Origin of the sequence: Micromonospora sp. NPDC047762 (assembly GCF_043204655.1) — a bacterium.
In the GTDB taxonomy this organism is placed as follows: Bacteria; Actinomycetota; Actinomycetes; order Mycobacteriales; family Micromonosporaceae; genus Micromonospora.
In genome coordinates this window covers 916,423-937,879 of the sequence record NZ_JBIDCQ010000001.1, presented here as the reverse complement: position 1 = coordinate 937,879, position 21,457 = coordinate 916,423, and the positions used below count along the sequence as shown (strand labels likewise).

Genomic DNA, 21,457 nt, shown 5'->3' with positions numbered 1-21,457 from the left:
TTCAGCGCCCGATCAGGCAGGGGCAGGTCCCACCCGCGTCCGGCGGCGGCCACAATCGGTCGGTACACAGGCTGTGGATAACTTGTGGATGACCACCGGTCGACCGTCCGGGTGGGTGTTGTTCCACCCGCGAACGCGGCGGGCCCGGGACGGCCGGCTGGCAGACAGCGGCGGCCGGGAGCAGAAGCGAGGGGGTGGCACGACGGTGGCCGGTACGACCGACCTTGCCGCGGTGTGGTTAGCGGCGACCGACGAGCTCGCCGACGAGATCATCTCCGCCCAGCAGCGTGCCTATCTCCGACTGACCCGACTGCGAGCGATCGTCGAGGACACCGCACTGCTCTCCGTTCCGGACGCGTTCACCCGCGACGTGATCGAGTCACGGCTGCGCCCGGCGATCACCGAGGCGCTCACCCGCCGGCTCGGCCGACCGATCCAGGTCGCGGTCACCGTTCGGGTGGCCGAGGACGCCACCGGCCGACCGGCCGGCACCGTCTACCGCAGCGCCCCGGAGACCGGGCAGCTCGACATCGACGGCCCGGGTGTCGCGCCGTTCGACGACGACCAGGGCCCTCGACCCTCGGCCGACGCGATGATCCCTGAGCAGTCGCCAGCGCCGCGTCACCCCGATCCGGGTCCGCTGCCCGCGCCGGCTGGTCCGCCGCTCGCGCCCCCGGTGGAGGGGCATCGCGCCGGGTTGATTCCCGCCAGCAGGGACGGGCAGGAGGCGCTGTTCAGCGCCTCCTTCGCGGAGCCCCTGCGGCCCTCCCGGCCGGGTCCGGACCGGCGCGGTTACGACGAGCAGGCCGCCCGCCTGGACCCGTCCGGCCCCGACACCCGGCCCTACGATCCCCGCTACCGGGACGACTCGGCGTCACCGCGCGACCAGCACGTGATCCGTTCGCTCCCCCGGGACAGCGGGACGGACAGCGGCCCGGGTCGCAGCGCGGTGGACCATCGGCCCGGTGGCCGGGACGACCGTCGGTTGCCCGGCGCCGACACCGGCGGCAACCGGCTCAACCCGAAGTACATGTTCGAGACGTTCGTCATCGGCTCGTCCAACCGCTTCGCCCACGCGGCGAGCGTGGCGGTGGCGGAGTCGCCGGCCAAGGCGTACAACCCGCTGTTCATCTACGGGCACTCCGGGTTGGGCAAGACGCACCTGTTGCACGCGATCGGGCACTACGCCACGACGCTCGGCAACGCCCGCTCGGTCCGGTACGTGTCGACCGAGGAATTCACCAACGACTTCATCAACTCGCTCCGGGACGACAAGACCAGCGCGTTCCAACGGCGCTACCGCGACGTCGACATCCTGTTGATCGACGACATCCAGTTTCTGGAGAACCGCGAGCGCACCCAGGAGGAGTTCTTCCACACCTTCAACACCCTGCACAACGCCAACAAGCAGATCGTGATCACCTCTGACCGGTCGCCGCGCCAGCTCGCGACCCTTGAGGACCGGATGCGAACCCGGTTCGAGTGGGGGCTGCTGGCCGACATCCAGCCGCCGGATCTGGAGACCCGGATCGCGATCCTGCAGAAGAAGGCGGCGCAGGAGCGGATGTACGCCCCGCCGGACGTGTTGGAGTTCATCGCCTCGCGGGTGTCGAACTCGATCCGGGAGCTGGAGGGCGCGCTGATCCGGGTGACCGCGTTCGCCAGCCTGACCCGGTCGACCGTCGAGCTGTCGCTGGCCGAGGAGGTGCTTCGGGACTTCATGCCCGACGGCGCCGGTCCGGAGATCAACGCTGACCAGATCATGGCCTCGACCGCTGACTACTTCGGGGTGAGCCTGGAGGATCTGCGCGGTCAGTCGAGGTCCCGGGTGCTGGTCAACGCCCGCCAGGTGGCCATGTACCTGTGTCGGGAGTTGACTGAGCTGTCGCTGCCCCGGATCGGGCAGGCGTTCGGTGGCCGGGACCACACCACTGTGATGCACGCCGACCGGAAGATTCGTCAGCAGATGGCGGAGCGCCGCTCGCTCTACAACCAGATCGCCGAGCTGACCAACCGCATCAAACAGAACAGCTGAGGCGTACGACCGCCCGCACGGCGGTGCACAGCCGCAGGACACGCCCGACCGGATCTCCGGTCGGGCGTTCTTTTTGGTCAGTCAGCTGGACTCTCGACATGGTGCAGACCACAGCATTGAGGCCGTGACCGTCTCGATCCCCACTCGTTGTCCACAGCTCGTTGTCCACCGTCGGTGGATAACTACGGACCGTCCTTCGTCAGTTACCCACAGGCTGTGGAGAAACCCTGTGTACGAGGCTGTGGACGCCTGGGGACGACGGTCAGGTTATCCACCGATCATCATCAACCTGTGTACGAGCTGTTGAAGGTTCTGGGGATGACGGCAATGGTGATCTTCCCCGCGATCCACAGGCTTGGGGAGAAAGTCGGTGGATTACCGGTGGACAACCGGTGGACAACGGTGGACAACCGGCCGTCGTCGCCGGGCTGTGGACACACAAGCCGGTTGTACCCCGGGTTCTCCACAGCTAAATCACCGGTGGATAACCTGTCTGACCTGCGCAGACCTCGGTTTTCCACAGTTTGCACAGGTGCGATGAAGACGATGAGTTATCTCTTCTAAGAGAACAAAAACCAATCATCACCGTTGGGCTTTCTGTGGATCGGGCCGAACGCTGTCGGATCAACCGGTCAGCATCGACACGATCCATGGGGTCGGGCGCACAGCCGATGTCCCCGCGCCCTAAGGTGCGATGGGTACCCGCACGGTCGGGCGGGACGGTAGGCAGCGGTCGGCATGAGAGAGTTGTCGCTGACGTCGACGCGGAGGCATTGATGAAGTTCCGAGTGGAGCGCGACGCGCTCGCCGAGGCTGTGGCGTGGACCGCGAAGAGCCTGCCCAACCGGCCATCCGTACCGGTGCTCGCCGGGGTGATGCTCCGCGTCACCGACGGCAACCTGCGGGTCTCCGGGTTCGACTACGAGGTCTCCAGCCAGGTGACCGTCGAGGTGCAGGGCGACGCCGACGGTGCCGCGCTCGTCTCCGGCCGCCTGCTCGCCGAGATCACCAAGGCGTTGCCGGCCAAGCCGGTCGACATCGCCGCGGTCGGCGCGCATCTCGAGTTGGTCTGTGGCAGCGCCCGGTTCACGCTGCCCACCATGCCGGTGGAGGACTACCCCGCGCTGCCCGAGATGCCGCAGAGCGCCGGCACTGTCGACGCCGCGGCGTTCGCCACCGCGGTGGCCCAGGTGGCCATCGCCGCCGGTCGTGACGAGACGCTGCCGATGATGACCGGCGTCCGCGTGGAGTTGTCGGGCGACACCCTGTCGATGCTCGCCACCGACCGTTACCGGTTGGCGCTGCGCGAGATCCAGTGGCGGCCGGACGACCCCGAGGTGAGCATCAACGCCCTGGTGCCCGCCCGCACCCTGAACGACACCGCCAAGGCCCTCGGCCCGCTGGGCGGCGAGGTCACCCTCGCGCTCGCCCAGGGCGCTGCGGGCGAGGGCATGGTCGGCCTCGCCGGCGGCACCCGACGTACCACGAGCCGGCTGCTCGACGGCGCCAACTACCCGCCGGTGCGGTCACTCTTCCCGGCCACCCACAACGCTGCGGCGCGGGTGCCGGTCAGCACGCTGATCGAGGTGGTCAAGCGGGTCGCGCTGGTCGCCGAACGGACCACCCCGGTGCTGCTCAGCTTCAGCGCCGACGGCCTGGTGGTCGAGGCCGGCGGTTCCGAGGAGGCACGGGCCAGCGAGGCGATGGAGGCGACCTTCACCGGTGAACCGCTGACCATCGGCTTCAACCCGCAGTACCTCATCGACGGTCTGGCAAACCTGGGCGCTCAGACGGCCGTGCTCTCGTTCGTCGACGCCTTCAAACCCGCGGTGATCTCTCCCGCTGGCGAGGATGGCGAGGTCATTCCGGGGTACCGGTACCTCATCATGCCGATCCGCGTCTCGCGCTGATCGCGCCCAGCAACACCCAGATCCACGGAGGTAGAAACACATGCAGCTCGGCCTGGTAGGACTCGGCCGTATGGGCGGCAACATGCGGGAGCGGTTGCGTTCGGCCGGGCACGAGGTGGTCGGCTTCGACCACAACGCGCAGATCAGCGACGTCACGACCATCGCGGGCCTCGCAGAGAAGCTTGAGTCGCCCCGCGCGGTCTGGGTCATGGTGCCCGCCGGTGTCACCGACGCCACCATCGACGAGCTCGCCGAGGTGCTCGGCGAGGGCGACATCATCATCGACGGCGGCAACTCGCGCTTCAGCGACGACGCGCCCCGCGCGGAGCGACTCAACCAGCGGGGCATCGGCTACATGGACGTCGGGGTCTCCGGCGGCGTCTGGGGCCGGCAGAACGGCTACGGGCTGATGGTCGGCGGTGCCCAGGAGCACGTGGACCGCCTGATGCCGATCTTCAACGCGCTCAAGCCGGAGGGTGAGTTCGGCTTCGTGCACGCCGGCCCCGTCGGTGCCGGGCACTACTCGAAGATGGTGCACAACGGCATCGAGTACGGCCTGATGCACGCCTACGCCGAGGGCTACGAGCTGATGGCCGCCTCGGAGCTGGTGACCAACGTGCCGGGCGTCATCAAGTCCTGGCGGGAGGGCACTGTCGTCCGTTCCTGGCTGCTCGACCTGCTCGACCGGGCGCTCGACGAGGATCCGGAGCTGGCCGATCTGAGCGGCTACACGGAGGACACCGGCGAGGGCCGGTGGACCGTCGACGAGGCGGTCCGGCTGGCGGTGCCGCTGAACGTCATCACCGCTTCGCTCTTCGCCCGGTTCGCCTCGCGGCAGGACGACTCGCCCGCCATGAAGGCCGTCTCCGCGCTGCGTCAGCAGTTCGGTGGCCACGCCGTCCACAAGCGCTGAGCGGTATCCACAACCTGTGTACGTTCACCGGCTGGAACTGGTCGACTTCCGCTCGTACGAGCGGGTGGCCGTCGACCTCCAGCCGGGAGCGAACGTCCTGATCGGGGCAAACGGCGTCGGCAAGACCAACCTCGTCGAGGCGCTGGGCTACGTGGCGACCCTGGACTCGCACCGGGTCGCCACCGACGCGCCTCTGGTCCGGATGGGTGCCACGTCCGCGGTGATCCGCTGCGCTGTGGTGCACGACGGCCGCGAACTCCTGGTCGAGCTGGAGATCGTGCCCGGCAAGGCCAACCGGGCGCGACTGGGCCGGTCACCGGCGCGGCGGGCACGGGACGTGCTCGGTGCGCTCCGGCTGGTGCTCTTCGCCCCGGAAGATCTTGAGCTGGTCCGGGGCGATCCGGCTGAGCGCCGCCGCTACCTGGACGACCTTCTGGTCAACCGGCAGCCCCGGTTCGCGGGCGTGCGGGCCGACTACGAGCGGGTCGTCAAGCAGCGCAACGCCCTGCTGCGCACGGCGTACCTGGCCCGCAAGACCGGTGGCTCCCGCGGTGGTGATCTCGGCACCCTCGCGGTCTGGGACGCCCACCTGGCCCAGCACGGGGCGGAGCTGCTCGCCGGCCGCCTGGAGCTGGTGGCCGCGCTCACCCCGCACGTGGCCAAGGCGTACGACGCGGTAGCCGCCGGTCGGGGTGCGGCGAGCATCACCTACCGGCCCTCGATCGAGCTGGTCGAGCCGACCACCGATCGGGCCGCGCTGGCCGAGGCGCTGACGGCGGCTCTGGCCGCGTCCCGCTCCGCCGAGATCGAGCGGGGCACCACCCTGGTCGGCCCACACCGCGACGAGTTGGCGCTGAGTCTCGGTCCACTGCCCGCCAAGGGGTACGCCAGCCACGGCGAGTCGTGGTCGTTCGCCCTCGCGTTGCGGCTGGCCGGGTACGACCTGTTGCGCGCCGACGGCATCGAGCCGGTGCTGGTGCTCGACGACGTCTTCGCGGAGTTGGACACCGGCCGCCGGGAGCGGTTGGCGGAGCTGGTCGGCGGGGCGAGTCAGCTGCTGGTCACCTGCGCCGTGGACGACGACGTGCCAGCCGCCCTGCGCGGCACCCGCTACCAGGTCGGCGAAGGGACGGTACGCCGTGTCGGATGAGTCAGGCAGCAAACGACCAGCGGCCGGCGACGGCCCTGCTGCGCGTACCCCGAAGGCGGCGCAGGGTTCGGCGGGCGGTGAGCCGGCGGCGGCCGCCAGCGGGCCGGAGCTGGCCCGGGCGGTGCTAGACGCGGCGCTGTCCCGACGGCAGGCGGCGGCCCGCGCCCGGCGTACCCCCGGCGGCGGCGACGCTGCCGGCGGCTCGGGGCGGCGGTTGCGCGGCTACTCCGGCCCCGGGCCCGACCCGCGCGATCCGCAGCCGCTCGGCGCCGTGCTCAACCGGCTGGTGAAGGCGCGTGGCTGGCAGCAGCCGGCCGCTGAGGCCACCGTGTTCGGCGCCTGGGAGCGGGTCGTCGGCGCGGAGGTCGCGCAGAACAGTCGCCCGGTGAAGTTGGAGAACGGCGAGCTGACGGTGGAGGCGCGTTCGACCGCCTGGGCCACTCAGCTGCGGCTGCTCGCCGGCTCGCTGCTCAAGCAGATCGCCAGCGAGGTCGGGCACAACGTGGTGCGCAAGTTGCACATTCACGGCCCCGCCGCGCCGTCGTGGGGAAAGGGGCCGCGCCGGGTACGCGGCCGGGGTCCCCGCGACACCTACGGCTGAACAGCGCCGTTCAGCCTCGCCGGTCGGCCTCGCGTGCTGCCCGCTTGCGTTCCCGCTGTTCCCGGGTGAAGCGCTTGCGCTCGGCCAGGTCCCGTTTCCACGCTTCGCGGGCCTCGGCCGAGCCGCCCTGCACCGCGCCCTGCACACCCTCGGCCGGGCCGGCGAGGTGCCGGAAGGCCCACCGCATCAGTCGGCCGCCCTCGCCCGGGGTCCTGGTGACCGCGCCGTCCTCGCTCATCTGCCGCCCTCTTCCGCGCGTCGCCTCGCCGGTGCTCGCCCGTCGTCCGAGCAGACCTTTGGGGCACCAATGGTTGGTGTGCCAATGATCGGTACGATAGTCACCGTGCGCAGAGAGGGCAACCGATGAGCGAACGACCTGGTGGCGTCGACCCGCTGGCCCTGGAGCAGCAGGTCTGCTTCGCCCTCTCGGTCGCCGCGCGCAGCGTGGTGGCCGTCTACCGGCCGCTGCTGGAGCCGATGGGGCTGACCCATCCGCAGTACCTGGTGATGTTGGCGCTCTGGCAGCACGCGCCACTGTCCGGTCGTGACCTCAGTCGCCTGCTCCAGCTCGACCCGGGCACGCTGTCACCCCTGCTCAAGCGGCTGGAGACGGCCGGCTACCTGCGCCGGGAACGCGACCCGAGCGACGAGCGCAGCCTCGCCGTCACCCTCACGGCCAGCGGTGCCGCGCTGCGGAGTCAGGCCGAGCTGATCCCGGCCGCGATCGTGCAGCGGCTCGGGCTGCCCGTCGAGGACCTGCAACATCTGCACGCCGTGCTCACGCAGGTGATCTCGGCGGCCAACCGGCCGGCCGCCTCGGAGTCTGACGCGGCGGCTCAGGCGTCGGCGTAGACGGCGAACCCGCGCTCGGCGCAGCGCCGGTAGAACGCCGCCAGCACGCCCAGCTCGGCGCAGGTGAAGTTCCACTGCGGCGGGTCACCGCTCTCGTCGCGCAGCGCGTCGAGCCGGCTCTCCAGCCAACGCAACTGCTGCTCGGCCAACCGACCGTCGCCGAGCAGAGAGCGCAACACGATGCTCACCGACTCGAAGGTGACCGCCTCGCCGGTCGGACGGTGCGCGGCCACGAACCGTTCGATGCCGCCCGCGATCCAGGAGCAGCCGTCCGGGTCGATCACCGGGTCCTCGTCCTCGGCGGCGGCGTCTGTGGCGTACAACACACCTTCGAGGCCGAGAAGCAGATCCACCAACTCGGTGTACGCGGTCGCCCGGATGGTGCCGGTCTTCGCGATCAGCTCGGCCAGGGCCGCGGTCGGCGCGGAGATGCGCGGCAGGTCGACGATCTCGCCGAAGTCGACGAACTCGGCCGGCGCGACCGGATCGTAGAAGCGGCCGGTCCGCGGCCAGTGCACCGCGACGTTGTCCAGCCCCATCTGTCACCTCTTAAAGAGCACGTGTCGGGTCGATCGGGTCGATCGTCCCGGTTCCAACCGGTAAAGATCAAGGCCGGTTCCGGGGCGCCGCAAACGTACGGCACCGACGCTTCGGCCGCGACCCCCGACCCGCCCGACCGCGGGTCAACCCGTCCTGGGGCGGCGCGTGCGATGGGGGTCAGGCGTGTGGGGGGAGTCGTGGGCGGCAGGGTTCTGCCGGCTATGGACTTCTCAGCCGCCTCGCTGAGGGTGCCGAGTGGTGGTTCTGTCCCCCGCGCACAGTAGGATTGACAGCGAGACGAAGACCCGGTGCGGGAGTGCGACGGGGCCGGTGGGCCCCAGATTCATTCTCCACGTCGGGTCGAGCCGATCGCGATCCGCGGGCAACCGCGGCGACCGGCGCGTTCGACCCGCTGTCCGGAGTTCTTCGGCACAGGTCTGCGCGCCGACGTCGCGTCCTGTCCGCCGAACCCGCGCCCGACGCGCCCTACCGGCGTGGCTGACGCGAGAAAGTGGCCGAGGGTGGCAGCGCAGGACAAGCAGGAGTACGGCGCAGAGTCGATCACCGTTCTCGAGGGGCTGGAGGCCGTTCGCAAGCGGCCCGGTATGTACATCGGGTCCACCGGCGAGCGCGGTCTGCACCACCTCGTCTGGGAGGTCGTCGACAACGCGGTCGACGAGGCGATGGCCGGCTACTGCGACACCATCGACGTGGTGCTGCTCGCCGACGGCGGCGTCCGGGTCACCGACAACGGCCGTGGCTTCCCGGTCGACCTCCACCCGAAGCTCAAGAAGCCGGGTGTCGAGGTCGCGCTGACCGTGCTGCACGCGGGTGGCAAGTTCGACGGCAAGGCGTACGCGGTCTCCGGTGGTCTGCACGGCGTCGGCGTTTCCGTGGTGAACGCGCTGTCGACGAAGATGGCCGTGGTGATCCACAAGTCCGGCTTCGTCTGGCGGCAGCAGTACACCAACTCCAAGCCCAGCCAGCTGGAAAAGGGCGAGACCACCGACAGCACCGGCTCGGCCGTCTCCTTCTGGCCCGACCCGGACGTCTTCGAGACGGTCGACTTCGACTTCCAGACCATCTACCGCCGTCTGCAGGAGATGGCCTTCCTCAACCGGGGCATCACCATCCACCTGCTCGACGAGCGGGTCCCGGAGGACGAGGAGGGCAAGACCCGCGAGGTCACCTTCCGCTACGACGGCGGTATCGCCGACTTCGTCCGGCACCTCAACGCCTCCAAGAACCCGATGCACAAGACGGTGGTCGAGTTCGAGGCCGAAGAGGAGGGCATGTCCCTCGAGATCGCCATGCAGTGGAACGAGTCGTACGGCGAGTCGGTCTACACCTTCGCCAACAACATCAACACGCACGAGGGCGGCACCCACGAGGAGGGCTTCCGGTCGGCGCTGACCAGCGTCGTCAACCGGTACGGCACCGACAAGAAGCTGCTCAAGGGCGACGAGAAGCTCTCCGGCGAGGACATCCGCGAGGGCTTGGCCGCGATCATCTCGGTCAAGCTGACCAACCCGCAGTTCGAGGGCCAGACCAAGACGAAGCTGGGCAACACCCCGGTGAAGAGCTTCGTGCAGCGGGTCTGCAACGACCGGCTTGTCGACTGGTTCGACCGCAACCCGGCCGAGGCCAAGACGATCATCCAGAAGGCGTCCCAGGCGGCCCGGGCGCGAATCGCCGCCCAGCAGGCGCGCAAGCTGGCCCGACGCAAGTCGCTGCTGGAGTCCGGCTCGATGCCGGGCAAGCTGGCCGACTGCCAGTCGACCGACCCCCGCGAGTCCGAGGTGTTCATCGTCGAGGGTGACTCGGCCGGCGGCTCGGCCAAGCAGGGCCGCGACCCGCGGACCCAGGCGATCCTGCCGATCCGCGGCAAGATCCTCAACGTGGAGAAGGCCCGGATCGACCGGGTGCTGAAGAACAACGAGGTCCAGGCGCTGATCACCGCGCTGGGCACCGGCATCCACGACGACTTCGACATGGAGAAGCTGCGGTACCACAAGGTGGTGCTGATGGCCGACGCGGACGTCGACGGCCAGCACATCCAGACGCTGCTGCTCACCCTGCTGTTCCGCTTCATGCGTCCGCTTGTCGAGATGGGGCACGTCTACCTGGCCGCCCCGCCGCTCTACAAGATCAAGTGGAACAAGAAGGGCGACGACGCCCAGTACGCGTACTCCGACCGCGAGCGGGACGGTCTGATCGCGCTGCGCCAGCAGAAGAAGCCGAATGCGAAGCCGGACGACATCCAGCGCTTCAAGGGCCTCGGCGAGATGAACTATCCCGAGCTGTGGGAAACCACGATGAACCCCGCGACGCGTACCCTGCGTCAGGTCACTCTCGACGACGCGGCGACCGCCGACGAGTTGTTCAGTGTGTTGATGGGTGAGGACGTCGAGGCGCGCCGGTCGTTCATCCAGCGCAACGCCAAGGACGTGCGGTTCCTGGACATCTGACGGGCTGCGCCGGATCGGCTGGGCATCGCTCGGCCGATCCGGCGGTCCACAGAGTTATCCACAGCTTGGCCGGTATCCACAGCCGTTATCCACAGCACGAAAACGACTCTGAGTCTGATAAGGGTACACAGTGACTGATTCGCCCGAGTCCACACCGAACGAGCCAGAGGTCCCCGCCGAGGCCATCGCCGCGGTGGTCGCGCACGACCGGATCGAACCGGTCGGGCTCGAGGTGGAGATGCAGCGCTCCTACCTCGACTACGCGATGAGCGTCATCGTCGGTCGCGCGCTGCCGGACGTCCGGGACGGCCTCAAGCCGGTCCACCGCAAGATCCTCTACGCGATGTTCGACTCTGGCTACCGCCCGGACCGCGGCTACGTGAAGTGCTCCCGCGTCGTCGGTGACGTGATGGGTCAGTTCCACCCGCACGGCGACTCGGCGATCTACGACGCGCTGGTCCGGATGGCGCAGCCCTGGTCGCTGCGCTACCCGCTGGTCGACGGCAACGGCAACTTCGGCTCGCCGGGTAACGACCCGGCCGCCGCCATGCGATACACCGAGTGCAAGCTCGACCCCCTCGCCATGGAGATGCTGCGGGACATCGACGAGGACACCGTCGACCTGCAGGACAACTACGACGGCCGGGCCAAGGAGCCCACCATCCTGCCGTCGCGGATCCCCAACCTGCTGGTGAACGGCTCCGAGGGCATCGCGGTCGGCATGGCCACCAAGATCCCCCCGCACAACCTGCGGGAGATCGGCGCGGCGGTGCAGTGGTGCCTGGAGCACCCGGAGGAGGACGAGGAGACCACCCTCGAAGCCCTGCTCGGCATCGTCAAGGGCCCGGACTTCCCCACCTACGGCCTGATCGTCGGCACCACCGCGATCCAGGACGCGTACCGCACCGGTCGCGGCTCGATCCGGATGCGTGCCGTGGTGGAGGTCGAGGAGGACAAGCGGGGCCGCCCCTGCCTGGTCGTCAGCGAGTTGCCCTACCAGGTCAACCCGGACAACCTCGCCGAGCGGATCGCCGAACTGATCAAGGAGGGCAAGCTCGCCGGGATCGCCGACATCCGCGACGAGTCCTCCGGTCGTACCGGCATGCGGATCGTCCTGGTGCTCAAGCGCGACGCGGTCGCCAAGGTCGTGCTGAACAACCTCTACAAGCACACCCAGCTCCAGGAGACCTTCGGCGCCAACATGCTGGCCCTGGTCGACGGGGTGCCCCGCACGCTCAACCTGGCCCAGTTCATCCGCTACTACGTCGAGCACCAGATCGACGTGATCCGCCGGCGGACCGCGTACCGGCTGCGCAAGGCCGAGGAGCGGGCACACATCCTGCGGGGTCTGGGCAAGGCGCTGGACGCGCTGGACGAGGTGATCGCCCTGATCCGGCGCTCTCCGACGGTGGACGACGCCCGGCAGGGCCTGATCCGGCTGCTGGAGATCGACGAGATCCAGGCGACCGCGATCCTGGACATGCAGCTGCGCCGGCTCGCCGCCCTGGAGCGGCAGCGGATCATCGACGACCTGGCCAAGCTCGAGATCGAGATCGCCGACCTCAAGGACATCCTCGCCAAGCCCGAGCGGCAGCGGAAGATCGTCTCGGAGGAGCTGGGCGAGATCGTCTCCAAGTGGGGCGACGACCGCCGGACGCAGATCATCCCGTTCGACGGCGAGGTCTCGATGGAGGACCTCATCGCCCGCGAGGACGTGGTCGTCACGATCACCCGCACCGGGTACGCCAAGCGGACCAAGGTCGATCTGTACCGCTCGCAGCGGCGCGGCGGCAAGGGCGTCAGCGGCGCCACGCTGCGGCAGGACGACATCGTCAGCCACTTCTTCGTCTGCTCGACCCACGACTGGATCCTGTTCTTCACGAACAAGGGCCGCGTCTACCGGGCCAAGGCGTACGAGTTGCCGGAGGCCAGTAGGGTAGCCAAGGGCCAACACGTGGCCAATCTGCTCGCCTTCCTACCCGACGAGCAGATCGCGCAGATCATTGAGATCCCGAACTACCAGGTAGCCCCCTATCTGGTACTGGCCACGAAGAACGGCCTGGTGAAGAAGACGCGGCTCGAGGAGTTCGACTCCAACCGTTCCGGCGGCATCATCGCGATCAACCTGCGCGATGAGGACGAGCTGGTCGGTGCTGCGCTGGTTGCGCCGGAGAACGACCTGCTGCTGGTCTCCAAGAAGGCACAGGCGATCCGGTTCAACGCCTCGGACGAGGCGTTGCGGCCGATGGGCCGGGCCACCTCCGGTGTGATCGGCATGCGCTTCACGGACGACGACGTCCTGCTCGCCATGGAGGTCGTGCGGGAAGGTCTGGACGTTCTGGTGGCCACGAACGGGGGATACGCGAAGCGGACCCCGATCGAGGAATACCCGGTGCAGGGCCGGGGAGGTAAGGGCGTGTTGACTGCAAAGATCACCGAACGGCGCGGTGGTCTGGTTGGCGCTGTGGTGATCGATCCGGACGACGAGCTGTTTGCGATCACCAGCAACGGTGGTGTCATTCGGACTCCGGTGAAGCCTGTACGGCGTACACGTGACCGGAACACAATGGGGGTCAAGCTGATGGACCTCCCGGACGGCGTGACTATCGTGGCGATTGCTCGCAATGCCGACGAGCCTGACGAACAGGACTAGTTGAATGACGGAGACACAGGCGAAGTCGGGGAACACGGGGACCTCGGCCAAACCGGTCGACGAGGAGGCCGCCAAGGGCGGCACACCAGCGACCGGCCGCGCGGCCGTGGGCCGGGCGACGGTCCCCGCCGACGCGCCTGCCCCGAAGTTCACCAGGGCTCCAGGTATGACACCCCCGCCGGAGCAACCGGGCGAGGACGGCGAGTCCGGCGACAAGACCGAGGCGTCCAGCGCCGAGGCGCCGACGTCGGCCGCCGCCAGTCCTCCGGGTCCGGCGGCGGCACCCTCGGCACGTCCGGCGACCACCCAGCCGATCGGTCTCCGGCCCGGTCAGGCGGCGTCAAGCGGGTCCACCGGCACTCAGCCGCGGATCACACCCGGGATGACCCAGCCACAGCCGGACGCGGCGCGGGCGACCGCCACCGCCGGCCGCCCGGCCAGCGGCGGTGGCCTGCCACCGGGGATCGGCAACGCGTCCGCCGTCGGCGCTGCCCGCGTCGGTGACGCGGTGCGTGCGGCGCGTACGTCGGTCAGTTCGGCCGCCTCCCGCGGACCGCGACGGGCCCGGCTGAACCTCAAGCGGATCGACCCGTGGTCCGTGATGAAGTTCGCATTCGCGGTGTCGGTGGTGCTCTTCATCGTCGTGGTGGTGGCCACCTCGGTGCTCTACCTGGCGCTGGACGCGATGGGTGTGTTCCAGAGCGTCAACGAGAGCCTGAGCGATCTGGTCAACGCCGGCGGTGGACAGAGCACCAGCGGCTTCCAGATCACCGCCAAGGGCGTGATCCTCAGCTCGGCGCTGATCGGCCTGGTCAACGTGGTGCTGTTCACCGCGCTGGCCACCCTTGGCGCGTTCGTCTACAACGTCTGCGCCGACCTGGTCGGCGGGATCGAGCTGACCCTCGCCGAGCGGGACTGAGCGACCGGGACGCCGGGGCACCGCGGAAAGCGGTCGCTCCGGCGTCCCGTACTCGGGTAGGTTTTCCAGGCGGCGACGGGCCTGGCTCGCAAGCCGGACCCCCGATTTGGGGCCGGCGGAGCGGATGGGTTAATCTTGCTCGTCGCAACGCGGGGCTATAGCTCAGTCGGTTAGAGCGCAGAGCTGATAACTCTGAGGTCGATGGTTCGATTCCATCTAGCCCCACCGCATGTCGTCCGACGGTAGTCGAGCGCGAGGGGTCGCCCCATGTTCAAGAAGCTGCTGATTCTGGCTGGCGTCGTCGGTGTGGCCGCCGTCGTGTTCAACAAGATCAAGGCGTCGAACGACGAGCGTGCCCTGTGGCACGAGGCGACCACCGCGCCCGACCTGCGCTGACGCTCGCGCCGCGCGCCAATCGCCGCGCAATTCGCGGGGCCCTAGCTCAACTGGCAGAGCACTGCCTTTGCAAGGCAGGGGTTAGGGGTTCGAGTCCCCTGGGCTCCACCACTCACAGCCTGTGAACTGCACCGGAGCTAAGTTCGAGATCATCGGGCACAGATTCGGCACAGACCAGGAATGATCCCTGTTGCTGGCACGGCGACTACCGCCGCCGGGCATACAAGAAGATGACTGTGTGCGCTGGTTGCGGCAGCCGGGCTGCTCGGGGCGAAGTGCTCCGGTCGGCGCCCGACCCGCTTTGCTCGGACCCGGCGCCTGAGGCTCAGAGTCAGTCGCGCTCCTGTGACGAGGCGGGCACTTCGGGCGCCTTGGTGCTTTCTGCAACCCGCGCCGTCCATTGACGGAGAGCCTCAGCGAAAAGTTCGGCGTCTCGGCGCCGGCCGGCTTCGATCTCGAACTCCCGGTCGCCGTCCCGGATGCGGAGGCGCAGGCCGGGGCGTCGGGTGCCGAGCCAGGCAGTGATCGCTGCGACGATGCCGGCGACCACTCCTTCCGGCTGCAAGACGATCTCGAGGAACTGTAGCCAGCCGTTGTTCAGCTCGCCAGGGCGAGCGGGTTGGCGGCCTTCGTAGATGGTGACGGCTCGGGTGTCCTCGTCGTCGCGCAGCCAGCGGCGTAACGAGCCCAACTGTTCACCGGTCTCGTCGCCTGGAACACTGATCTGGAGCCGCAGAGCCGCTCCGTCGGTATCGGTCACGCTGGCCCCATCCGCATCCATGTGGTCTTGACGTCAAGGTACTTCTCCACCGCCATCCGGCCTTTGTCCCGACCGAATCCGGACTGTTTGACGCCGCCGAACGGCACGCGGACATCGTCGTCTTCGAAGCAGTTGATCCAGACTGTGCCAGAGCGCAGCCGGCGGCTCATGGTGTGGGCGGTGACGAGGTCGGCGGTCCAGACGGCGGAGGCCAGGCCGTATCGGGTGCCGTTGGCGATGGTGATCGCTTCCTCGACGGTGTCGAAGCGGAGGACGGCCAGGACCGGGCCGAAGATCTCCTGTTGGGCGATCTCCATGTCCGGGTCGACGCCGGTGAAGATGGTCGGTTCCAGGTAGTTGCCGCCGGGCACAATGCCGAGGCGGTTGCCACCGGTGTTCAGCGTCGCGCCCTCGACAATCGCCCGTTCGATGTACCCCTGCACCTCACGAAGGTGTTCCTCGCTCACCAGGGGACCCATCGTGGTCGAGGTATCGAGCGGGTCGCCGACCACCACGCGGGTCATCCGGTCGAGGAGCCGCTCCAGGAAACGGTCGTGGATGTCGCGGTGTAGCAGCAGGCGCGAGCCAGCCGTACACATCTCGCCCTGGTTGAAGAAGACAGCCCAGAGCGCCATGTCGACCGCCGCGTCGAGATCCGGGCAGTCGGACATCACGATGTTGGCGGTCTTCCCGCCGAGCTTCAGCCAGACCCGCTTCAGGTTGGAGTCCGCCGCGTACCGCAAGAACTGCCGGCCGACGTCGATCGAGCCGGTGAAGGTCACGACGTCGATGTCGGGGTGCAGGCCGACCGCCCGGCCGGCCTGCTCGCCGGTACCGGTGACGACGTTGAGTACCCCTGGCGGGATACCGGCGTCGAGGGCCAACTCCGCGACCCGCAGTGTGCTCAGTGGGGTGTGCTCGTCGGGCTTCACGACCAGCGAGTTGCCCACCGCCAGGGCTGGCGCGACGTTGTAGCCGATCATGGAGAGCGGAAAGTTCCACGGCATTACCGCGCCGACCACACCCGCCGGTTGCCTGGTCACCAAGGCGAGGACGTCGTCGCTGCTAATGGCCTCGTCGACGAGTTTGTCCGCGAGCTCGGCGTACCAGCCCAGGGTTCGGCTGAGACCGTCGACCTCGATAGTCAGCGCGTCCTGAACGGGCTTGCCCATCTCCCGGCAGATCAGCTCCGCCAGTTCCTCGCGATGTGCCGTGACGAGGCCGGACCAGGCCAGCATCCGCGTCTTCCGCTCCCGGACAGGTAGCCCGGACCAACGGCGGTCGGTAAACGCGCAGCGTGCCGCGGCGACGGCCCGATCGACGTCCTCGGACCCACCGGCGGCGACTGCGGCCAGGGGTTTGCCGTCGCGCGGGGAGCGGCATTCGTAGGTCGTCTGGGATAGCCCCGAGCGGCGTTCCCCGTCGATCAGCATGCCGACCTGGGGAAGCCGGCCGGTGTCGGGTTCGAGGGACAGGACCATGGCAGTCTCCGTTCTCTTCCGCGGACTACTGGCGGGACGCCTTCCAGACCTGCAGCAGGCGCCATAGCTCAGCGATCGGGGTGACGTGGTCGTCGACCCGCAGGTCGACGAGACGATCGGTGTAGCCGCCGTATCCGCCGTCCTTGCTGACGACGAGTAGCGACGCCGACTGCTGACCGTTCCGGTCACCGCCGGCGGCCTGGGCGGCCTCCAAACCGGCGACCAGCCGGCGGGCCAGCGTGTCGCCGCTGCCGGCTTCGTACCTGGCCAGGCAGGAGTTGAGTGTCGCCTCGCTGACCAGCGTGTTTCCGGTGCAGATGACTCCATGTCCGGAGATGTCGCCGGCCCACGAGACGCAGGCCGGCCCGGTGTAGGAGGCGACCGTGCCGTCCGCGCTCAGCACCGCGAGTTGCCGGCGGACTCGGTGCTCGTCAGCGAAGAGCAGCCGCTCGATGACCTCTTCCGGCGTTACACCATCCTCGAGCAGGTCCAGGCCGAGGTTGCCGAACCGAGGGTTGGCAAAGAACTGGGTCGTGATCACCCCGACATCGGCCCGCGCGAACGGAACGATGGATCCAACCGCGAGGTATTTGGACTCGACGGCCACGCCGATTTCGCCGGTCGCGTGGTCGACAGCGGCGATGGAGAACGTCATGCCACACCACCGTTGCGCCGCACGGTCAGGGTTCGCATGGCTTCTACGTGCAGGCGCCCGGTGTCCGCGTACGTCATCTGGCCGTCAATGATCTGGCCGGCGAGTGAGGTGTTGGCGAAGAGCGTGCCGTCTCTCCAAAGGCCGGCGACGAGTGCGCGCAGCGCCTCGTCCGGAGCGAAAGCTCGGTAGAACCCTTCCTCGAAGGCATGGTGGGTGATCCCGCGCCGCTGGTTGCTTACCCAGTCGGCCATGTCGTGGACGGTGGGCATCTTCCAGCGATAGATGCCCGAGGAGAGGACGGTCGAGGTCAGGCCGGGCACCGTCTCCGAGACGAACGGTAGGCCGGCCGCGTCGCAAGCGGCACGCAGCTGTTTGCTGCAGGTCATCACCACCTCGGCGGAGCCGATCACCGCGCCGTCCTGCCCGCGCAGTTCCAGGTCGTCGGGATAGCCTGCCCGGAACAGGGCGCGATCGTGGAAGTGGGCCACCCGGTCGAGCAGCCCCAGCAATGTCGGCCAGAAACCAGGGCGTGCCCCCAGCACCGCACCGAACACGTGCTGAGCACCGGCCCGGGCCATCGCCTCGACCAGATCGCGCAGCCCGGCCTCGCTGTCCAGGCCGGGGATAAGGGGGGCCACATGGAAGGAGACCGGAATCCCCCGGTCGGCGAGGCGACGAGCTGCCGCCAGCCGCTCCAGCGGTGGAGGCGTACGGCCTTCCAACACATCAGTCGTGTACGGGTCGAGAGTGATGAGCGAGAAACAGACCTCGACCAGACCGCGTTCGGCGAGTCGGACCAGCAGGTCTGCGTCCCGCTCGACAAGAGTGCCACGGGTGAGCAGAAAGATCGGTTGCTCGTCGGCGAGCACTTGGCGGAGCAGTTCACGGGTGCGTTCCTGCTGTTCTTCGATCGCCTGGTACGGGTCTGTCGTCGCTCCGATGTCGACGATGCCGTCAAGCTGAGACACCGCGCGGTCCAGGCTTACCGGCCCGGCGGTCATCGGCCGTACGTGTGCCCCGTAGTCGGAGGGACCTCGGTAGAGGCAGTAGGCGCAGCTGAACTGACAGCCCTGATACACGTCGGTGAAGTACCGCCAGTGATGGCCGCGCAGTGTCTCCAGACTTGTCTGAAAGGCGTGCACTGGCAGGTGTCGATAGACGGTCAAGATGCTTCCTTTCCCCGGCCGCCCCGTAGGAGCGGCGCACAAGGCGGAACCCGATCGAATCGAGCGCGGTGCTCATCGAGTGGCTAGCGGAGAAGTCGACCCGGGCGTGGTGTGTGTAGTCGGCCCAGGAACCACCCCGGACCGTCGCGACGCCGACCGCTGGGTCATCGGGCAGACACCACTCCCAGACATTCCCGCAGAGATCCTCGGCGCCACAGGCAGCCGCGCCTTCCGGAAAGATGCCCACCGGTGACGTTCGCCCGATCGACGAGGGCCGGGTGTTGCATCTGCCCGGCTGCCAGTCGCCCCAGGGAAACGGCAGGCCCAGAGCCGAACGGGCGGCCGCGTGCCATTCCCGCTCGGTGGGCAGGCCGACCGTGGAGCCGGTGCGCCGCCCCAACCACTCGGCGAAAGCCGCCGCCTCGTACCAGGTCACCGATTCTCGGGGTGCGTGCGGATCGTCGGCGAATCGGCCGGACGAACCGTCCCGGCCGTCCGGCGCCGAGCGAAAGGCCTCGAACTGTGCGTTGGTGACCGGGTATTTCGCGATCTGCAGATCCATGCCGGGCACTCGGACCCAGGTGATGTCCGGCAGCCCGTCCGGTCCGCATCCGACGCCCCGGCGCCGGTCCTCGCCGAGCTGTCCGAGCACGCGCCATGTATGGGCACGTCCCGCTGGGTGCGGGTCGCTCTCCCGGTTACGGCAGGCCCGCACGATGGCGGAGTGGGTGTCTGCGTCCAGCTCGGCTGGGGTGCGGCGCTGGGCGCCCGCAGTCAGGGCGAGCCGGAGAGCCAGCACCGGCTCGGCCGGCGCCAGCCAGCGCGCCACCCGGTCGACCGGCTGGACAGCGTCGCCCAGCAGGGCCGCGGGGGCCAGCCAGTCGTTCGGCACCCACCAGGCGTCGCGCGGGAAGAACTCCTCGGCGTCGAGGTCGAGGTCCATCGCGGACCGAAGGCAGACATACGCGAAGACGTCGCGTATCAGCCGATGCGCGAAGCTGATTCGGTTAAGACCCAGTCGCAGCACACCGGCATCCACGGCGGCCTGCAGATAGCTGTCGGCCTGGCGATCGCCGATCAGGATGCGAGCGTCGGCGTGGCTCAGGACCAGCACACCGGCCTTGTTCATTGCGTACGCCAGCGGTCTCATCGCCTGATGCACCGCCGCCGCGTTGCCCGCCGTACCGGTGCGGCTCGCGTGTTTACGCAGCAGCGCCCACACGAATCGATCCAGCAACTCGGCGCGGGCGCTCGGCAAGTCGCCCTCGAGCAGGTACAGCTTCGCGACCAGATAGGCGAGGTACGGGTTGCGGCAGAGTCGGAGCAGTGACGAGGATCCCGCCACTCGGTGCAGAGTCTCGCTCTCCGCCGGATCGGTCAGTCCGGAGAGGCCAGGTCCTTCTGCCCAGAACGCCTCGGGGTGCCCCGCGTCGGCGAACCGCTGCCACAGCGCGATGATTCGATCGTCGCCGCCGACGCGATACCAGGCCTCGCTCCCCGCTTTTGCGCCGCCGTGCAGGACGAGGATGTCACGTATCTGCGGCGGATCGAGCTCGCGCAGGTGGAAGATCTGGGCCCGCGCGGTGACAGCCGGAACCCCCGCTGGTGAGCGGGTGGTGAGCAACCAGCGCGGGCGGGTGGCCAGGAGGTCCAGAACCTCTGTGCGCAGGGCCTCGCCCGCGACATTGTGGGGAAGCTCATCCAGGCCGTCGATCAACAGACGGACGGCAGAACGGTCGGCCCCGGCCGCCTGCTGACGGGTCAAGTCGGCGACGAACTGGGCGAATCGCTGCCGATGGCCGTCAGTGTGCCGGCCGGTGAACTGCTGGAGCGGCACCAGCACCGGGATCGGGTCATCATCGGTCCGACCGGCGAGCACGGTCAGCAACAACGTGCTCTTTCCGCTGCCCGGCGGCCCCACCACCACGGCACGGTCCAGGTCACGCAGGGCGGCCCCGACATCGGGTATCCGCTGCGGTGTGGCCGTGGCCTCCGCACTCGCCTCCTCGGGCGGCAGAGCGAAGAGCTCCTCCGGGCCGGGGTCCACGTCCGCTCCGGCCACCGCCGCCGGCATCTCACCGGTGCCCCATCGGTCGGCGCTGAGCACGATCGTTGACGGCGGCTCCTCGAGCCGTTTCGCGCGCTTCGGTGCGCGGAGCGGGACATCGGAGATCGGTGGGCGGGCACCGGCCGGCGCACGAAAGCGAGGGTTGCGGACCAGGGCCAGTGCACCGCCCTGATTGCGGTGGCGTTGCTGCGGTGCAGGGTGACCGCGCCGGGCCATGCGTGCGGCTACCGCATCGAAGGCCACGATCAGCGGTAGCAGCTCGCCGGCAGTGCCGAGCCCTTCCTCGAAGACCTTGATCAACTGACCGGTGAAGGCGGTGTACAGCTCGCTGTCGGGTGCGAGCGCCGGCTTGGTGGCGGACGTAGAGGTCATCACGTACGAGCCTTCGACGTCGGCCTGCTCGACCCCGCCGGTGCCGGCGTCGCTGAGCACCTGACCCAGCACTCGGCCGCTGTAGCAGCAGTCGAGGATGACCACCTTGGTTGTGGCTGATGAACCGTTGATGATGCGCGCCACCTGGGCGAACTCCGCAGAGGTCCAGAAGCGGCCGATCCGAGTTCCACCTACCGCGAGATGCAAGGTCAGATCCTCGCCGACAAGAATGCCGTGCCCGGAGAAGTAGACGGCTAGGACGTCGTTGGCGGTGGAGGCGGCTTCGGCGATCGGGCTGAGAAGCTCGTCGACGGTTTCCGGGTTGTCGACCGTACGGCAGGTGGTCTCGTCGAATCCACTGTGCCGTTCGTCGCGCAATAGGGTGGCGAGCCGGTCGACGTTGCGCCGGATGGACGGCACATCGGGCAGTTCGGGATCGGTGTAGGTGTGCGCGCCGATCAGTACGGCACGCGAGCGGGCGAAGTCCGGAAGACGGCTGCCGGTGCCGGCCACCCGGT

The 21,457-nt window shown here is 68.7% G+C and carries 16 protein-coding genes, 2 tRNA genes and 1 pseudogene; 12 read left to right on the top strand and 7 right to left on the bottom strand.

The window, feature by feature from the left end:
• Window positions 1–205 precede the first annotated feature (205 nt).
• The 5 genes from dnaA (at window position 206) to ACGF3C_RS04555 (ending at window position 6,609) form a co-directional block, all read left to right on the top strand.
• The gene (dnaA, locus tag ACGF3C_RS04575; RefSeq protein ID WP_393219091.1) at window positions 206–2,035 is read left to right on the top strand and encodes a chromosomal replication initiator protein DnaA; all 1,830 of its coding nucleotides are present in this window, start codon (window positions 206–208) and stop codon (window positions 2,033–2,035) included.
• Window positions 2,036–2,811: 776 nt separating this feature from the next.
• Window positions 2,812–3,945, top strand: coding sequence for a DNA polymerase III subunit beta (gene dnaN, locus ACGF3C_RS04570; RefSeq protein WP_210782097.1), 1,134 nt, complete (start codon window positions 2,812–2,814; stop codon window positions 3,943–3,945).
• A 40-nt stretch (window positions 3,946–3,985) separates the two neighbouring features.
• On the top strand, window positions 3,986–4,858 hold the full coding sequence (gnd, locus tag ACGF3C_RS04565; RefSeq protein WP_091396544.1) for a phosphogluconate dehydrogenase (NAD(+)-dependent, decarboxylating): 873 nt from the start codon (window positions 3,986–3,988) through the stop codon (window positions 4,856–4,858).
• A gap of 16 nt (window positions 4,859–4,874) precedes the next feature.
• Window positions 4,875–6,008: a DNA replication/repair protein RecF gene (recF, locus tag ACGF3C_RS04560; protein ID WP_393218687.1), complete on the top strand. Its 1,134-nt coding sequence runs from the start codon at window positions 4,875–4,877 to the stop codon at window positions 6,006–6,008.
• Window positions 5,998–6,609: a DUF721 domain-containing protein gene (locus tag ACGF3C_RS04555; RefSeq protein ID WP_393218684.1), complete on the top strand. Its 612-nt coding sequence runs from the start codon at window positions 5,998–6,000 to the stop codon at window positions 6,607–6,609. Before recF ends, ACGF3C_RS04555 begins: the two co-directional genes overlap by 11 nt.
• Before the next feature lie 10 nt (window positions 6,610–6,619).
• Here ACGF3C_RS04555 and ACGF3C_RS04550 read toward each other — a convergent pair whose 3' ends face one another.
• Complete coding sequence (locus ACGF3C_RS04550) at window positions 6,620–6,847, bottom strand: hypothetical protein (RefSeq protein ID WP_357204834.1); 228 nt, start codon at window positions 6,845–6,847, stop codon at window positions 6,620–6,622.
• A gap of 125 nt (window positions 6,848–6,972) precedes the next feature.
• On the opposite strand from ACGF3C_RS04550, the gene ACGF3C_RS04545 reads away from it, so the two are divergent.
• Window positions 6,973–7,461, top strand: coding sequence for a MarR family transcriptional regulator (locus tag ACGF3C_RS04545; protein WP_357225375.1), 489 nt, complete (start codon window positions 6,973–6,975; stop codon window positions 7,459–7,461).
• Here ACGF3C_RS04545 and ACGF3C_RS04540 read toward each other — a convergent pair.
• Window positions 7,446–8,000 carry a hypothetical protein gene (locus ACGF3C_RS04540; RefSeq protein WP_357225379.1) on the bottom strand — a complete coding sequence of 185 codons (555 nt, stop codon included), beginning with the start codon at window positions 7,998–8,000 and terminating at the stop codon, window positions 7,446–7,448. The genes ACGF3C_RS04545 and ACGF3C_RS04540 overlap by 16 nt on opposite strands.
• Before the next feature lie 522 nt (window positions 8,001–8,522).
• On the opposite strand from ACGF3C_RS04540, the gene gyrB reads away from it, so the two are divergent.
• The 6 genes from gyrB (at window position 8,523) to ACGF3C_RS04510 (ending at window position 14,548) form a co-directional block, all read left to right on the top strand.
• Complete coding sequence (gene gyrB, locus ACGF3C_RS04535; RefSeq protein ID WP_357227020.1) at window positions 8,523–10,469, top strand: DNA topoisomerase (ATP-hydrolyzing) subunit B; 1,947 nt, start codon at window positions 8,523–8,525, stop codon at window positions 10,467–10,469.
• A 130-nt stretch (window positions 10,470–10,599) separates the two neighbouring features.
• Entirely contained in the window at window positions 10,600–13,122 is a 2,523-nt protein-coding gene (gyrA, locus tag ACGF3C_RS04530) for a DNA gyrase subunit A (RefSeq protein ID WP_357227017.1), read from the top strand.
• A gap of 4 nt (window positions 13,123–13,126) precedes the next feature.
• Window positions 13,127–14,041: a DUF3566 domain-containing protein gene (locus ACGF3C_RS04525; RefSeq protein ID WP_357227014.1), complete on the top strand. Its 915-nt coding sequence runs from the start codon at window positions 13,127–13,129 to the stop codon at window positions 14,039–14,041.
• A 151-nt stretch (window positions 14,042–14,192) separates the two neighbouring features.
• Window positions 14,193–14,266, top strand: a tRNA-Ile gene (locus tag ACGF3C_RS04520).
• A gap of 42 nt (window positions 14,267–14,308) precedes the next feature.
• Window positions 14,309–14,437, top strand: coding sequence for a DLW-39 family protein (locus tag ACGF3C_RS04515; protein WP_209444550.1), 129 nt, complete (start codon window positions 14,309–14,311; stop codon window positions 14,435–14,437).
• A 35-nt stretch (window positions 14,438–14,472) separates the two neighbouring features.
• A tRNA-Ala gene (locus ACGF3C_RS04510) sits at window positions 14,473–14,548 on the top strand.
• A gap of 220 nt (window positions 14,549–14,768) precedes the next feature.
• Here the strand turns inward: ACGF3C_RS04510 and ACGF3C_RS04505 are convergent.
• The 5 genes and pseudogenes from ACGF3C_RS04505 to ACGF3C_RS04485 form a co-directional block, all read right to left on the bottom strand.
• Window positions 14,769–15,197 (bottom strand): hypothetical protein, encoded by a 429-nt coding sequence (locus ACGF3C_RS04505; RefSeq protein WP_357227011.1) that lies wholly within the window; start codon window positions 15,195–15,197, stop codon window positions 14,769–14,771.
• Window positions 15,194–16,678 carry an aldehyde dehydrogenase gene (locus ACGF3C_RS04500; RefSeq protein WP_357227008.1) on the bottom strand — a complete coding sequence of 495 codons (1,485 nt, stop codon included), beginning with the start codon at window positions 16,676–16,678 and terminating at the stop codon, window positions 15,194–15,196. The genes ACGF3C_RS04505 and ACGF3C_RS04500 overlap by 4 nt, the downstream gene beginning before the upstream one ends.
• A gap of 25 nt (window positions 16,679–16,703) precedes the next feature.
• Window positions 16,704–17,333 (bottom strand): DUF1028 domain-containing protein, encoded by a 630-nt coding sequence (locus ACGF3C_RS04495; RefSeq protein WP_393218676.1) that lies wholly within the window; start codon window positions 17,331–17,333, stop codon window positions 16,704–16,706.
• Window positions 17,330–18,412 carry a radical SAM protein gene (locus ACGF3C_RS04490; protein WP_393218673.1) on the bottom strand — a complete coding sequence of 361 codons (1,083 nt, stop codon included), beginning with the start codon at window positions 18,410–18,412 and terminating at the stop codon, window positions 17,330–17,332. The genes ACGF3C_RS04495 and ACGF3C_RS04490 overlap by 4 nt, the downstream gene beginning before the upstream one ends.
• A 133-nt stretch (window positions 18,413–18,545) precedes the next feature.
• Window positions 18,546–21,452 (bottom strand): annotated as a pseudogene (locus ACGF3C_RS04485) (SUMF1/EgtB/PvdO family nonheme iron enzyme); the annotation flags it as partial.
• Window positions 21,453–21,457 lie beyond the last annotated feature (5 nt).